Consider the following 14,824-nt stretch of genomic DNA (forward strand, 5'->3'; position numbering starts at 1 on the left):
GTGTGTTAGTCCAAGCCGGTCTGGGAGGAATCGTGCGGATCACGGTCGCGGAACGGCGCGCCCGGCTGGGCGTGCGGCACCGGCTGGCCAAGCCCGCCGCCACGGTGGAGGAGGCCGTCCGGTCGGTGGTGGTGCTGCACGCCACCGATCCGGCGACCGTGTTCCTGAGCGCCGCCGGGCGGACGGAGTCGGCCGGTCCCGAGCCGGTGGAGCGCGCCCTGTTCGAGGACCGCACGCTGGTGCGCATGCACGGCATGCGGCGCACGCTCTTCGTGGTCCCGGCCGAGCTGGTGCCCGTGGTGCAGCGCTCCTCGACGGCGGCGATAGCCGTACGGGAGAGAAGGAACCTGCTCAAGCAGATGTCCCAGGGCGGGCTGTCGTGGACGGCCGAGCAGCTGGCCGAGGTGGAGGCGAGCGTGCTGCGGGTGCTCGCCGAGCGCGGCGAGCTCGGCACGGCCGATCTGGCGGCGGCAGAGCCCCGCCTGAACGAGCGCATGCGCTTCGCCGTGGGCAAGAGCTACGAGGCCACGCAGACCGTCGGCTCGCGGCTGCTGCCGCTCATGGCCATGGACGGCGCTCTGGTACGGCGGGGCCGCGCGGGAGGCACGTGGGTGAGCGCGCTGCACACGTGGGCGGTCACCCCGGCGGAGCTGACCAGGCCGGAGCTGACGGCGCCCGAGGCACAGGCGGAACTGGTGCGGCTGTGGCTGGCGGCCTTCGGGCCCGGCACCGAGGCCGACGTCAAGTGGTGGACCGGCTGGACGCTCGGCGAGGTGCGCAGGGCGCTGGCCGCCGTGGGCGCGGTGCCCGTCGAGCTGGAGGAGGGCACCGGCTACGTGCTGCCGGACGACCTGGAGCCGGTGGACGGGCCGGAGCCGTGGGCGGCCCTGCTGCCCGCGCTCGATCCCACGCCGATGGGCTGGCAGCAGCGCGACTGGTACCTTCCGGAGGAGCACCGGGCCGCGCTGTTCGACCGCAGCGGCAACATCGGGCCGACCGTGTGGTGGAACGGGCGGATCGTCGGCGGCTGGGCGACCAGGCCGGGCGGCGAGATCGTCTGGGAGCTGCTGGAGGACGTCGGCGCCGAGGCCCGCACCCTGATCGAGGCCGAGGCGGCGGCGCTGGCCAAGTGGCTGGGCGGAACGAAGATCACACCGCGGTTCCGCACTCCCCTGGAGCGTAGGCTGTCCCATGTGGATCGATGAGGAGACCGAGGCGCAGCCGCGCGTGCCGCTGAGCAGGCGCCGGGTCCTGCGCACCGCCGTCGCGATCGCCGACGAGCACGGCGTGGAGTCGCTCACCATGCGCCGGCTGGCGGCCGAGCTCGGGGTCGAGCCCATGTCGCTCTACCACCACGTGGCCAACAAGGAGGCGATCCTCGACGGCCTCATCGAGGTGGTGGTCGGCGAGATCCTGGCCGCCGTCGAGGAGGCCGCGGGTCCCGACCCGGCCGACGACTGGCGGGGCGCGCTGCGCACGCGCATCCTGACCGCCCGCCAGGTGCTGCTGCGCCACCGCTGGGCGCCCGCGGTCTTCCAGACCCGCACCTCCATCGCCCTGCCGACGGTCGCCTATTACGACGGCGTGCTCGGCATCCTGCGGGCGGGCGGCTTCTCCTGGGACCTCGCCCACCACGCGCTGCACGCGCTGGGCAGCCGCGCGCTCGGCTTCGCGCAGGAGCTGTTCCAGCCGGACGAGGCGGGCGGCGACGATCCCGAGATGATGGCGCAGATGGCCGAGCGGTTCCCCAACCTCGCCGGAATGATGGCGGCGATCGTCCACGACGACCCGGACACCACGCTGAGCTGGTGTGACGATCAGGCCGAGTTCGAGTTCGGGCTGGATGTGCTCCTCGACGGCCTCGAGCGCCGCCGCACCGCCTGAGAATCCTCTCAGCTTCCCCTCTTGACTTCCTTACGCCGTATGGCAGCCTTATGGCGTATGGGAACCTTACAGCGTATGAAGGCGTGGACGTGGGACCGCTACGGCCCTCCCGACGTCATGGAGCTGCGCGACCTCGCCGCGCCCGAGCCCGGGGACGGCGAGGTGCTGGTGCGCGTCCGGGCGGCCTCGGTCAACCCCTACGACTGGCGCCACCTGCGCTCCGACCCGCAGATCGTCCGGCTCTACGCCGGATTCAGACGGCCTAAGCCCGGGTCGATCCTCGGCGCCGACCTGGCGGGCGTGGTCGAGCGCGTCGGCCCGGGCGTGAGCGCCTTCCGGCCGGGCGACGAGGTCTTCGGCGAGACCAAGCTGGGCGCCTTCGCCGAGCTGGCCTGCGTGCCCGCCGAGCGCCTGGCCGCCAAGCCCGGCACGCTCTCCTTCGAGGAGGCGGCGGCGGTTCCCATGGCCGGGCAGACCGCGCTGAAGGCGCTGGCCGGGCTGCGGACCGGGCAGCGGGTGCTGATCAACGGGGCCGCGGGCGGCATCGGCACCTTCGCCGTGCAGATCGCCAATGCCTACGGCGCCGAGGTCACCGCGGTGTGCAGCGGGCGCAACGCGCAGCTGGTCCGCTCGCTGGGCGCCGATCACGTCGTGGACTACACGCGCGAGGACTTCACCCGCTCGGGCCGACGCCACGACCTGCTCGTGGATCTCATCGGCAACCACTCGCTGCGGGAGATGCGCCGGGTCGTCGTGCCCGGGGGCACCCTGGCGCTGGTCGGCGGGATGGACGCGGGCGGGCGGCTGCTCGGCCCCATTCCCCAGATCGTGCTCGGCGGCTTGCTGAGCCGCTTCGTCAGCCAGCGGATCGTGGGCGTGAGCTGGACGCCCACCGGGGAGGCGCTGCGGAGGCTGGCGGCGCTCATCGAGGCGGGGCGAGTGCGGCCCGTGCTCGACCGCACCTACAAGTTCGCCGAGGCGCCGCAGGCGCTGCGGTACGTAGAGAGCCGCCACGCGCGCGGCAAGGTCGTCATCGGGGGGATCGCATGAAGGTCTGCATCATCGGCGCGTCGGGCAAGCTGGGGCGCTACATGATCCAGCACTGCCTGGACCGGGGGTACGAGGTGGTCGGGGTCTGCCGCCCGGAGAGCGTGGGCAAGCTGGCGGACTACCGCAACCTCATCACGATCATGCCGGGCCGTACCGACGACCGCGCCGTCATCGAGCGGGCCGTCGCCGGGTGCGACGGGGTGCTGACCGTGCTCGTGCCGTGGGGGGTGCATCACTACAGCACCGGCACCGCCCAGGCGGTGCTGGACTTCGCCGAGCCGGGCGCGCGGCTGGTCTTCTCCTGCGGATGGCACATCACGCGGGACGGGCAGGACGTGTACTCGTGGAAGATCCGGCTGATCGTCAAGCTGCTCATGCCGCTGGTCAAGCTGGCCCGGATCGCCGACCTCGACGACCAGGTCGAGGCCTGCCGGCGGATCTTCGCCAGCGACACCCGCTGGACCGTCGTGCGCGGCAGCGACCTGGAGGAGGGCGAGAGCGAGGGGCTGCCGGTCTGGAGCCGGCGCGTGGGCGACCCGATCCTGGCCGGCAACATGACCAGGCGGATCGATTACGCGCTGTTCATGGTGGCCGCGCTCACGGACGACTCGCTGGTGCGCGAGGCTCCGGCGATCGTGGGCTGCCGGACGCCGTCGGCGCTGGCCCACGCCTGACCTCCGCGGCCGAGGGTCCCACCGGCGCGCGCGGCTGCGGAAGCATCGCCAAGGTCCGCGCCTACCGCCGGCGCGAGTCAGCCCGCCGGGAAGCCCCGCCGGTCAGCCTGCCATGCGCATCCGGGCGGTGGTTCTGGCGTGGATGGGGCCTGAGGTTGCCGACAGCGGCAGGCCGGAGCCGCCCCGGCGCAGCGCCACGAACTCCGCGGCGATGGACAGGGCGGTCTCCTCGGGGGTGCGGGCGCCCAGGTCCAGGCCGATGGGCGAACGGAGCCTGGCCAGTTCGGCCTCGTCCAGCCCGGTGGCCCGCAGCCGCCGCATCCGGTCCTCGTGGGTACGGCGGGAGCCCATCGCCCCGACGTAGCACGCCGGGGAGCGCAGCGCGCGGGCCAGGACCGGGATGTCGAACTTGGCGTCGTGGGTCAGCACGGCGATCACCGTGCGGGCGTCGACGCGGGTGCGTTCCAGGTAACGGTGCGGCCAGTCCACGACCACCTCGTGGGCGTCGGGAAAGCGGGCGGCGGTGGCGAAGACCGGGCGGGCGTCGCACACGGTGACGTGGTAGCCGAGGAAACGGCCCGCCCGGGCCAGGGCGGCGGCGAAGTCGATCGCGCCGAACACCAGCAGCCGGGGTGGCGGGGTGTGCGTCTCGACGAACACCTCGGCGCGCCGCTCGTCGCAGCCCAGCTCGCGCGGCCCGGTCCGCCCGGCCTCCAGCATGGCCCTGGCCTCGGCCACGACCACGGGGTCCAACTCGTCCTCGCCCAGGCTCCCGGCGTGCCGGTCCGCCCAGACGGCCACGACCCCGGTCCGGGAGCCGGAAGAGCTCAGGGAGCCAGGAGAGCCCGGCGAACCCGGCTCTCCTGGCAGGACGCGGGCGAGGGCGACCGGCTCCCCGGCGAGCACCGCCTCCAGGTAGGCGTCCACCACGGCGGCCTGCCGTACCTGGACCGGCCAGACGAGCACCTCGACGACCCCGCCGCAGGTCAGCCCCACGGCGAAGGCGTCGGTGTCGCTGTAGCCGAAGGTCTGCCTGACCGGCCGCCCGCCCTGGAGCGCCTGGAGGCACAGCTCGTAGACCGCGCCCTCGACGCAGCCGCCGGACACGCTGCCGACGGCGGTGCCGTCCTCGGCCACGGCCAGGGCCGCGCCCGCCTCCCGGGGGGCGCTGCCGCTGACGGCGGTCACCGACGCGACCGCGAAGCGGCGCCCCTCGGCCAGCCAGCCGCGCAGCTCACCGGCGATCTCGCGCATGCCGTACCTCCGGAAAAGACACCTAGCCGAGCAGGTTCTCGATGAACTCGATGCCGAAGTAGCCGGCGAAGATCGCGCTGATCACCCACAGCAGCCAGTGGATCTCGCGGGCCTTCCCGGAGGCCGCCTTGATCAGCGTGTAGGCGACGATCCCGGCGCCCACGCCGTTGGTGATCGAGTAGGTGAACGGCATCAGCGCGATGGTGAGGAAGGCCGGGACGGCGACCTGGAGGTCGTCCCAGGAGATCTTCCGGGCGGCCGTCATCATGAGCGCGCCGACCAGCACCAGCGCCGGGGCCGCCGCCTGGGCGGGCACCACGGCCGCCAGCGGCGTCAGGAACATGGCGGCGGCGAACAGCGCGCCGGTCACGAGGCTGGCGAGGCCGGTGCGAGCGCCCTCCCCCACCCCCGCGGCCGACTCGACGACGACCGTGTTGGCCGACGCGCCGGTGCCGCCGCCGATGACGGCGCCGAGGCCGTCGATGGTGAGGATCCTGCCGATGCCCCTGACGCGGCCCTGCTCGTCGGTCAGGCCCGCCTCCTCGCCCACGCCCAGGATGGTGCCCATCGCGTCGAAGAAGCCCGACAGCACCAGCGTGAACAGCACCACCGTGGCCGTCAGCACGCCCGCCGAGGCGAAGCCGCCGAACAGGTCCACGTTCAGCAGCAGGCCGAAGTCGGGACTGGCGACGACCTGCTCGGGCAACTGCGGCGTGACCACGCCCCACTTGAGCCCGCCGACCATCGAGTTGACGACGACGGCCAGCGCCGTGGCGGCGATGATGCTGATGAGGATCGCGCCGGGCACGCGCCGGACGTACAGCGCCAGCATGAGCAGCAGCCCGGCGCAGAACACCGCGACCGGCCAGCCGGACAGGTGCCCGCCGGCGCCGAGCGTGACCGGGGTGCCCTCGCCCCGGCCGACGAACCCGGCGTCCACCAGGCCGATGAGCGCGATGAACATGCCGATGCCGACCCCGATCGCGTGCTTGATCGGCGTGGGGATGGCATCCATGATCAGCTGGCGGATGCCGGTGAGCGCGAAGACGACGATGACCACGCCTTCCAGCACGACCAGCCCCATCGCCTGGTCCCAGGTCATGTGCGGGGCGGCCTGGAAGGCCACGACGGGCGCCACGCCCAGCCCCGAGGCCAGGGCGAAGGGGGCGTTGCCCACCAGGCCCATGAGGATCGTGGTCAGCGCCGCCGACAGGGCGACGGCGGTGGTGAGCTGCGGGACGGACAGCGAGGCGCCGGTCACGTCCTTGGCGCCGCTGAGGATGATCGGGATGAGCAGGATGATGTAGGCGACGGCGACGAACGTCGTGACGCCGCCGCGCACCTCCCTGCCGACGGTGGTCCCCCGGCCGGTGAGGTCGAAGAACCGGTCGAGCGGCGACTGGCCGGTCTCTGGTCTGGGCTGCTTGAGCTGGGTCATGGCCGGGCCCTCCTCGGGCGTGGTCGACCTGCGGAGGGACCCTCCTGGGTCCCTCCGCGCGGGTGCGGTTGTGGAGTCTGTCCCGCTGAACGGGGGGTGCGGGCTGCCCCTGTTGATCAACTCACCCGGAGTGGTGTCACTCCGCTACGGCGCCGCCGGGCTGGTGATGTGCTCCGGCCGCACCGGCACTCGGTTGAGATCGAGCCCCGTCGCGTCGCGGATGGCCGCGACGATGGCGGGGGTGGAGGAGAGCGTGGGTGGCTCTCCCACGCCGCGCAGGCCGTATGGGGCCCGCGGGTCGGCGTTCTCGAGGATCTCCAGCCGCATGGGCGGCATGTCGAGGACCGTGGGGATGAGGTAGTCGGTGAAGGACGGGTTGCGCACCTTGCCGCCGGTGACGACGATCTCCTCCATGACGGCCAGGCCCAGGCCCTGGGCGCTGCCGCCGTGGATCTGGCCCTCGACCGACACGCGGTTGATGACCTTGCCGACGTCCTGGACGGCGGCGAGCTCGACGACCTTCACCAGGCCCAGCTCGACGTCCACGTCGACCACCGCGCGGTGGACGCACATGGCGAGCTGGGTGTGCGTGCTGCCCTGCCCGGTCACCGGGTCCATGCCGGTGGTCGGGTGGTGGTGGAACTCGCGGGTCTCCTCGATGACCTCCTCGCCGAGGACGTCCTCGATGGAGGCCAGGACTCCGGCTGAGGCGGAGACCACCTTGCCGCCTTCGAGCGACAAATCCGGATATGTACGGCCGAGCCGTACCGGGACCAGCTCGAAGACCCGCTCGCGGACCGCCTCGCAGGCGACCTTCACCGCGCCGCCGGTCATGTAGGACTGACGCGAGGCGGAGCTGGATCCCGCGTCGCCCACCCGGTTGTCGGCCGGGTGGATGACGACCCGGTCGACGCCCAGCTCGGTGCGGGCGATCTGGGCCTCGATGGTGACCAGGCCCTGGCCCACCTCGGCCGCCGCCGTGTGGACGAGCGCGGTCGCCTCGCCGCCGATGACCTCCAGGCGCACGCGGGCGGTGGAGTAGTCGTCGAAGCCCTCGGAGAAGCAGATGTTCTTGATGCCCACGCCGTACCCGATGCCGCGCCGTACGCCCTCGCCGTGGGTGGTCTGCGAGGCGCCGCCGGGCAGGTTGCGCAGGTCGGTGGGGTCCAGCGGCGGCGGGAGGGGCAGCTCGCGCGCCGTCTGGAGCATCTCGGCCATGGGCAGCGGGGCCTCGATGACCTGGCCGGTGGCCAGCTTGGAGCCCTGCTTGCAGGCGTTGATCTGGCGGATGGTCACCGGGTCCAGCCCGCAGGCGGCGGCCAGCTTGTCCATCATCGACTCGTAGGCGAAGCACGCCTGCACCGCGCCGAAGCCGCGCATCGCGCCGCAGGGCGGGTTGTTGGTGTAGACGCCGTAAGCGTCGATCTTGATGTTCGGGATCTCGTAGGGGCCGACGCCGAGCGACGCGGCGTTGCCGACGACGTTGAGCGTCGCGGAGGTGTAGGCGCCGCCGTCCAGGATGATCTCGACGTCGGCGTAGAGGATCTTCCCGTCGCGGGTCGCGCCGTACTCGTAGCGCATCTGCGCCGGATGCCGGTGCACGTGCCCGAAGAACGACTCGTGCCGGTTGTAGACCATCTTGACCGGGCGGCCGGTGCGCAGCGCCAGCATCGCGGCGTGGATCTGCATCGACAGGTCCTCGCGCCCGCCGAACGCGCCGCCGACGCCCGACAGCGTCATGCGGATCTTCTCCTCGGGCAGGCCGAGGCAGGGCGCGATCTGCTTGAGGTCGTTGTGCATCCACTGGGTGGCGACGTACAGGTCCACGCCGCCGTCCTCGGCCGGTACGGCCAGGCCGGACTCCGGGCCGAGGAAGGCCTGGTCCTGGATGCCGACCTCGTAGACGCCGGTGACGACGACCTCGGCCTCCTGCTTGGCCCTGGCCACGTCGCCGACCCGCACGGGCTGGTGCCGGGCCGGGTTCTTGCGCTCCTGGACCTGCGGGTAGGCAGGGTCGAAGGCGGCCCGGCGGGCGTCGACCAGCGGCTCCAGCACCTCCCACTCGATCCTGATCTTGTCCATGGCGCGGCGGGCGGTCTCGGGGTGGTCGGCGGCCACGAGCGCGATCGGCTCGCCCTGGTGGCGGACCTCGCCGATGGCCAGCACCGGCTGGTCCCAGGTGTGGTCCAGGCCGTAGTGCTTGCGGCCCGGCACGTCCTCGTGGGTGAGGACGGCGTGCACGCCGGGGTGGGCGAGCGCCTCGGCGATGTCGATCGAGACGATCCTGGCGCGCGGGTGGGGGCTGCGCAGGGTGGCTCCCCACAGCATGCCGTCCATCCACAGGTCCGAGGAGTAGGCGAACTCGCCCTTGACCTTGAGCGTCCCGTCGGGCCGCAGGGGGCTGTCGCCCACCCGTCCGGTGCCGGGCGCGGCGATGTCGCGCGGCGCCCGCAAGGGAATCGTCACTGATGAACCTCCTTGGCGACGACGAAGCCCTGGTCCCGGGCCAGGCGCATGAGGCGGCGGTGCGCGTCGGCGCCCGCCCTGCCCACGGCGTCCTGCGGCACGGTCTTCAGCTCGCCGTCCTCGACGATCGTCTCGCCGCCCACGAGCACGCGGGCGATCGGCGGCTGCGGGCCGAACACCAGCGCGCAGACCGGGTCGGCGACGGCCGAGGCGAACGGCGTGCCGGTGCGCCACAGCACGATGTCGGCGAGCTTGCCCACCTCCAGGGTGCCCAGCTCGTCGTGGCGGCCGAGGTTGCGCGCGCCGCCGAGGGTGGCCAGCTTCAGCGCCTGGCGGGCGGTCAGCGCGGTCGGGCCGTACTTGGCCCGCTGGAACAGCAGCGCCTGGCGCATCTCGCCGGACAGCGTGGTCAGCTCGGAGGAGGCGTTGCCGTCCACGCCCAGGCCCACGTTCGCGCCGCGCCGCAACATCTCCGACACCCGGGCGATGCCCGCGCCGAGGCGGCCGTTGGAGCTGGGGCAGTGCGCCGAGCCGGTGCCGGTGGCGGCGAACTTGTCGATGTCGGCGTCGGACAGGTGCACGGTGTGGGCGAACCACACGTCGGGGCCGAGCCAGCCGAGCTTCTCCATGTAGTCGACGGGCCGCATGCCCATCTGGGCCAGGCAGTGCTCGTCCTCGTCGAGCGTCTCGGCCAGGTGGGTGTGCAGGCGCACGCCCTTGGCGCGGGCCAGCGTCGCCGCCTCGGTCATCAGCTCGGCGCTGACCGAGAACGGCGAGCAGGGCGCGACCGCGACGCGCAGCTTGGAGGAGAAGGACGGGTCGTGGTAGGCGTCGATCGCCTCGGCGGTGGCGGCCAGGATGTCGTCCAGCCGCTCGACCACGACGTCCGGCGGCAGGCCGCCTTGCGACTGCCCGCGGTCCATCGAGCCGCGCGCCGGGTGGAAGCGGATGCCGATCTCCCGGGCCGCCTCCACCTCGGCGGCGAACAGGTCGCCGCGGCCCTTGGGGAAGACGTAGTGGTGGTCGCTGGAGGTCGTGCAGCCGCTCAGCGCGAGCCAGCCGAGCCCGGCGGAGGCGGCGCCGTGCACCACTTCGGCGTCCATGGCCGCCCACACCTGGTAGAGCGCGACCAGCCACTCGAACAGCGTCGCGTCCTGGGCCAGGCCCTGGGAGGCCCACTGGTAGAGGTGGTGGTGGGTGTTGACCAGGCCGGGCGTGGCCAGGCAGCCGGAGCCGTCGATCCGCTCCTCGTCGCGTACGGCCGGCGCCTGGCTCATGGGGCCGAGCGCGGCGATCCGGTCCCCCTCGATCCGGATATATCCGGACTCGATCTCCTCGCCTCTGACGGGCGCGATGTGGACGTTCTCGATGATTGTCGACGTGGGGATCATCGGTCCGCGGCCTTCCGCGCCGCGGCCAGCCGTACCGCGTCGAGGATCTTCTCGTAGCCGGTGCAGCGGCACAGGTTGCCCGCGAGCGCCTCGCGGATCTCGGCGTCGGAGGGCTGCTCGACCCGCTCGATCAGGTCGTGCGCCTGGACGACCAGCCCGGGCGTGCAGAACCCGCACTGCACCGCGCCGCACTCCACGAACGCCTCCTGCACCGGGTCCAGCCGGTCGCCGTCGGCCAGGCCCTCCACGGTGCGCACCTCGCGCCCCTCGGCCTGCCCGGCGGCCACCAGGCAGGCGCACACCGGCGTGCCGTCGAGGTAGACGGTGCAGGAGCCGCACTCCCCCTGCTCGCAGGCGTTCTTCGAGCCGGGCAGGCCCATGCGCTCGCGCAGGACGTACAGCAGGCTCTCGCCCTCCCACACGTCGTCGACGGTCTCCCGGCGGCCGTTCACGGTGAAGCTGACCCGCATCAGGCTGCCCTCCTCCTCAGGTAGTCGTTCCAGGCCCAGGTGAGGGTCCTGCGGGCCATCACGGAGATGGCGTGTCTGCGGTAGTCGGCGGTGCCGCGCACGTCGTCGATCGGCGAGGCCGCCTGGGCGGCCAGCTCCTCGAAGCGCCTGACCACCGCGGGGTCCAGCGGCGCGTCCCAGTCCAGCTCGGCGGCCAGGAATTCCTCGGCGGCCGGCGCCCGGCGCGGGGTGGGGGCGGCCGAGCCGATGCCCGTGCCGACCCGCCGCTCCTCGGGGTGCAGCGCGATGGCGAAGGAGCACACCGCGATGACCATGGCGTTGCGGGTGCCGACCTTGGAGAAGTACTGCGGGCCGCTCGCGGGCTTGGTCCAGAACGCCCTGATGAGCTCGTCGGGCTCCAGGGCCGATTTCTTGACGCCCACGTAGAACTCGTGGGCGGGGATCATGCGCACGCCCCGGTCGCGCGACTCCACCTCGATCATCGCCCCGGCCGCCAGCAGCGGCGGGTGGCTGTCCCCGGCGGGCGAGGCCGCGCCCAGGTTGCCGCCGACCGTGCCGCGGTTGCGGATCTGCGGCGAGCCGACGGTCCTGGCCGCCTGGGCGAGCCCCGGCAGCGCCTCGCCGAGCTCCTCGATGATCCTGACGTACGGCACGCCGGCCCCGACCCGGTAGACGCCGTCGACCTGCTCCCAGGTGAACAGCTCCGGCACCCGGCCCAGGTCAAGCAGCGCCGGCGGCCGGTGCACGTCGAAGTTGATCTCGACCATCACGTCGGTGCCGCCCTGGATGGGCATCGCCTCCGGCTGGTCCGCCTTGGCGGCCAGCGCCTCCTCCCACGTCGTGGGGCGCAAGAAGTCCATGATCACTACTCCCAGGCGAAGGCCGCGTCGGGGGCGTCCTCGCGCAGCACCGTGCCCTCGATCAGGCCGTAGGGGCGGTCGGCGGCGTAGAACACCTCGCCCGCGTTGTCCAGGCCGAAGGGCCGCAGATCCACCAGGAAGTGATGCTTGTTGGGCATCGCCATCCGGATCTCGCAGACCTCCGGGCAGGCGTCGAGCACCCGCCTGCCCATGGCGTACAGCGTCTGCTGCAGGGACAGGCTGTGGGTGTCGGCGAAGGCCTCCAGCAGGCTCTCGCGCACCCGCTCGTAGGATTTGCCGAAGCCCGGCCCGTCGCCGGCGTGCCGCCACTGGGCGGTGACGGCCGTGGCCAGGATGCGGTCGGTGGTCGGCTGGAGCGTGGTGTACTCGTCGACGATGTAGCCGTGGAACTCCGACCCCGTGGAGTTGAGCACCACCAGGTCCTTCAGCCCGCTCACCACCGTGGCGCGGCCGTCGCGGTCGTAGTGGACGACGCAGGTGCGCACCTCGCGCCCGGCGCGCACGAAGGAGTGGCCGGTGACCGGGATGCGGTCCCAGGCGTACTCCTCGATCGCCACGCGGGCGTGGTGGATGGTGGGCTGGCTGTCGACGAAGTGGCGGGCCAGCAGCAGGGCGAAGTCCTCGATCTGGTCGACGCCGTGCTTGCCGGCGAAGGCGTAGACCGTGTTCTTCTGCGTGTCGGTGGGCAGCACGGCCGAGTTGTCGCCGGTCAGGTGCACGGCCTCCATGTCGCCCGACAGCGCCGAGCTGACGTTGAGGTCCTTGATGTGGTGGACGCCGCCGTCCCTGACGACGCGGACGACCCTCGTCTCCGCCTTGCCGTACCGATTCGGGCCAAGGATGACTGACATGTGCGGTTAGCTCCCTCGGTAGGTGGAGTAGGCGTAGGGGCTGAGCAGCAGCGGCACGTGGTAGTGCTCGGCGGGGTCGGTGACCGTGAAGGTGATCACGACCTCCGGGTAGAACGTCTCCTCCAGGTAGGAGCCGGTGTCGAACACCACGCGGTGCACGCCCGCGCCGGGGTTCCAGCCCTTGATCCGCCCGTCGGCGTCGGTGCGGCCCTCGGCCACCACCTCGCCCTGGTGCTCCAGCCGTACGTGGACGCCCGCGGCGGGACGTCCCGTCACCGCGTTCAGCACGTGCGTCGAGAAGCTCATGCGCCGCCCCCCAGCAGCTTGGCCATCCGCAGGCGGGTGATCTTGGCGAGCTCGTCGCGCACCACCGCGCGCTCGGCCTCCTCGTCGTTGCCCAGCCGCTCCCGGAGCCGGGCGAGCATCTCCTCGCCGGTCAGCCCGGTCGCGCAGATCAGGTAGACGTGCCCGAACCTGGCCTCATAAGCCCGGTTGCCCTCGGCGAGCTCGGCTCTCACGTGGTCCTGCACGCCGGACTGTTCCTGCCGCGACCAGGAGGACTCCCGGTCGGCTCCGGCCCTGCGCTCGCCGATCCGGGGGTGGGCGCCGAGGGCCTCCAGCACGTCCGGCCAGTCCAGCTCCCGCACGGCGGAGTCGGCCGCGGCGGTCAGCTGGGCCAGATCGCGGTAGGGGCGCAGCGCGGCCACGTGCCTGGCGAAGGCGCGGGACGCGCAGCAGGTCAGCAGCTCTCGCTCCGCGTCCGCCGCGCTCAGCGCGTTGAAGGCGGCGAGCCCCTCAAGGGTGGTCGCGTTCGACATGCCAGCAGTACACCTGCCGTCCCGCCGCCCGGTCCAGCAGCAAGAAATCCGAAGTGAACGAGGGGTGACCGCGAGGTTTTCGTGTCATGCTCCAAGTTCAACCCATACCGGCCGGTGAGTTACCTTCCTCACATGCGACTCACCGCATTGCTCGACATGCCCGAGCTGGGGCTGTCGCCGGTCGTGTGGCGGGAGGACCTGGATCGCCCGATCCGCTGGGTCGTCACCACCGACCTGCTCGACCCCGGCCGCTACCTGTCCGGCGGTGAGCTCGTGCTGACCGGCCTCATCTGGCGCAACTCCCCGGACGACAGCGAGACCTTCGTCGCCGCCCTGGCCCGCGCCGGAGTGGCGGCCGTGGGCGCGGGCGACCCGCGCGGCAGCGACCTGCCCGACGACCTGGTCCAGGCCTGCGCCAGGAATCGCATCCCGCTCTTCCACGTCTCACCGTCCGTCGGCTTCGCCGAGGTGACCGAGCACATCGTGCGGCGGCTGTCGGGGGCGCGGGCCTCCGACGTCAAGGCGGTCCTGGACCGGCACCGCCAGCTGGTCTCCGGCGGCGGCCTGGACCCGGTGCTGGAGATGATCGGCCGGGACCTGGGCATGCGCTGCTGGGTGCTGACGCCGCTGGGCCGCGTGGTGTCCGGATCGCACCCGCTGGAGGAGGAGGCCGCCGCCGTGCTGGCGCGGACGTTCCTCACCGCCAAGCGGCTGCCGTGCGCCCGCGGCGACTACTCGCTGTTCCCGGTCGACGAGGAGACCACCTCGCGGGTGGCCGACTGGTTCGTGGCCTTCGAGGGCTGCTACACCGACTGGCCTGAGGAACGGCAGGCGCTGGCCGGGGAGCTGGCCGCCGTGGCGGCCCTGGAGCGCGTGCGGCAGGACGACCGGCACAGCCCCGAGGGCCGCATCGCGCAGGAACTCGTCCGCCTGGTGCTCAGCGACGGCAAACCCAGCGACATCCTGCCCCGCCTGGAGGTCACCGGGCTGGCCGGGGCCGAGCGCTTCGTCGCCGTCGCCGCCACCGCCCACGGCGGCCTGCGCCCGGGCGAGCTGCGCTCGGTGGTCAGGGAGATCCTGTACGGCAGCGCCGCGCCGCCCGTCATCGGCGTCCAGCACGAGGAGGCGATCGCGCTCGTCCCGGCCGCCGACACGGACCTGACGGCGAAGATCCGGCAGGCGGTCCACGCCCTGGCGCCGGGCCTCGGCGGCGCGCGGCTGACCGTCGGGGTCAGCGGGGCGGCGCCGGTGGAGGGGTTGCGCGGCGCGGTGGAGGAGGCCCGCTACGCCCGCCGGATGGCCGAGGGCCGCTCGGAGCCCGACGCGGTCGTGGGGCACGAGGAGCTGGCGACCCACGTGCTGCTGCTGGCGTCCGTGCCCGACGACGTGCGGCGCATGTTCCGCGTGCGGCTGCTGGACCCGCTGCGCTCCTACGACCAGGTGCACCGCGCGGAGCTGGTGCGCACGCTGGAGGCGTTCCTGCTGTGCTCGGGGTCGTGGACCAAGACCGCCGAGCTGCTGCACGTCCACGTCAACACGCTGCGCTACCGGGTGCAGCGCATCCAGGACCTCACCGGCCGGGACCTGTCGCGCCTGGAGGACCGGGTGGACTTCTTCCTGGCCCTGCGTCTGGGCTGACCGGCCGGA

General features: G+C 72.7%; 14 protein-coding genes. 5 read left to right on the top strand and 9 right to left on the bottom strand.

Annotation, left to right across the window (positions count from 1 at the left end; genetic code table 11):
- Window positions 1-32: 32 nt before the first annotated feature.
- From BSB02_RS03870 to BSB02_RS03885, 4 genes are all read left to right on the top strand, one after another.
- Window positions 33-1,205 carry a winged helix DNA-binding domain-containing protein gene (locus BSB02_RS03870; RefSeq protein ID WP_240506157.1) on the top strand — a complete coding sequence of 391 codons (1,173 nt, stop codon included), beginning with the start codon at window positions 33-35 and terminating at the stop codon, window positions 1,203-1,205.
- The gene (locus BSB02_RS03875) at window positions 1,192-1,884 is read left to right on the top strand and encodes a TetR/AcrR family transcriptional regulator C-terminal domain-containing protein (RefSeq protein WP_084956791.1); all 693 of its coding nucleotides are present in this window, start codon (window positions 1,192-1,194) and stop codon (window positions 1,882-1,884) included. The genes BSB02_RS03870 and BSB02_RS03875 overlap by 14 nt, the downstream gene beginning before the upstream one ends.
- 75 nt (window positions 1,885-1,959) lie before the next feature.
- A complete protein-coding gene (locus BSB02_RS03880) occupies window positions 1,960-2,934 on the top strand; it encodes an NAD(P)-dependent alcohol dehydrogenase (RefSeq protein WP_084956793.1) in 975 nt (324 codons plus the stop codon).
- On the top strand, window positions 2,931-3,608 hold the full coding sequence (locus tag BSB02_RS03885; protein WP_084956795.1) for an NAD(P)-dependent oxidoreductase: 678 nt from the start codon (window positions 2,931-2,933) through the stop codon (window positions 3,606-3,608). Before BSB02_RS03880 ends, BSB02_RS03885 begins: the two co-directional genes overlap by 4 nt.
- Window positions 3,609-3,710: 102 nt before the next feature.
- Here the strand turns inward: BSB02_RS03885 and BSB02_RS03890 are convergent, their stop codons facing one another.
- From BSB02_RS03890 to uraD, 9 genes are all read right to left on the bottom strand, one after another.
- On the bottom strand, window positions 3,711-4,862 hold the full coding sequence (locus BSB02_RS03890) for an XdhC family protein (RefSeq protein ID WP_084956797.1): 1,152 nt from the start codon (window positions 4,860-4,862) through the stop codon (window positions 3,711-3,713).
- Between the two features lie 22 nt (window positions 4,863-4,884).
- Window positions 4,885-6,300: an NCS2 family permease gene (locus BSB02_RS03895; protein WP_084956799.1), complete on the bottom strand. Its 1,416-nt coding sequence runs from the start codon at window positions 6,298-6,300 to the stop codon at window positions 4,885-4,887.
- A 144-nt stretch (window positions 6,301-6,444) separates the two neighbouring features.
- Entirely contained in the window at window positions 6,445-8,766 is a 2,322-nt protein-coding gene (locus BSB02_RS03900) for a xanthine dehydrogenase family protein molybdopterin-binding subunit (RefSeq protein WP_206184492.1), read from the bottom strand.
- Complete coding sequence (locus BSB02_RS03905) at window positions 8,763-10,157, bottom strand: 8-oxoguanine deaminase (RefSeq protein ID WP_206184493.1); 1,395 nt, start codon at window positions 10,155-10,157, stop codon at window positions 8,763-8,765. The genes BSB02_RS03900 and BSB02_RS03905 overlap by 4 nt, the downstream gene beginning before the upstream one ends.
- On the bottom strand, window positions 10,154-10,627 hold the full coding sequence (locus BSB02_RS03910) for a (2Fe-2S)-binding protein (RefSeq protein WP_084956801.1): 474 nt from the start codon (window positions 10,625-10,627) through the stop codon (window positions 10,154-10,156). Before BSB02_RS03910 ends, BSB02_RS03905 begins: the two co-directional genes overlap by 4 nt.
- Entirely contained in the window at window positions 10,627-11,487 is an 861-nt protein-coding gene (locus BSB02_RS03915; RefSeq protein ID WP_084957001.1) for an FAD binding domain-containing protein, read from the bottom strand. Before BSB02_RS03915 ends, BSB02_RS03910 begins: the two co-directional genes overlap by 1 nt.
- A 5-nt stretch (window positions 11,488-11,492) precedes the next feature.
- Window positions 11,493-12,359, bottom strand: a complete 867-nt coding sequence (gene pucL, locus BSB02_RS03920; RefSeq protein WP_084956803.1) for a factor-independent urate hydroxylase — start codon at window positions 12,357-12,359, stop codon at window positions 11,493-11,495.
- Between the two features lie 6 nt (window positions 12,360-12,365).
- Window positions 12,366-12,665, bottom strand: a complete 300-nt coding sequence (gene uraH / locus BSB02_RS03925) for a hydroxyisourate hydrolase (protein ID WP_084956805.1) — start codon at window positions 12,663-12,665, stop codon at window positions 12,366-12,368.
- On the bottom strand, window positions 12,662-13,177 hold the full coding sequence (uraD, locus tag BSB02_RS03930) for a 2-oxo-4-hydroxy-4-carboxy-5-ureidoimidazoline decarboxylase (RefSeq protein WP_084956807.1): 516 nt from the start codon (window positions 13,175-13,177) through the stop codon (window positions 12,662-12,664). Before uraD ends, uraH begins: the two co-directional genes overlap by 4 nt.
- Window positions 13,178-13,309: 132 nt before the next feature.
- Here uraD and BSB02_RS03935 point away from each other — a divergent pair, with 132 nt between their 5' ends.
- On the top strand, window positions 13,310-14,815 hold the full coding sequence (locus BSB02_RS03935) for a PucR family transcriptional regulator (RefSeq protein WP_084956809.1): 1,506 nt from the start codon (window positions 13,310-13,312) through the stop codon (window positions 14,813-14,815).
- Window positions 14,816-14,824 lie beyond the last annotated feature (9 nt).

This window comes from Thermoactinospora rubra (assembly GCF_002093975.1).
Taxonomy (GTDB): domain Bacteria; phylum Actinomycetota; class Actinomycetes; order Streptosporangiales; family Streptosporangiaceae; genus Nonomuraea; species Nonomuraea rubra_A.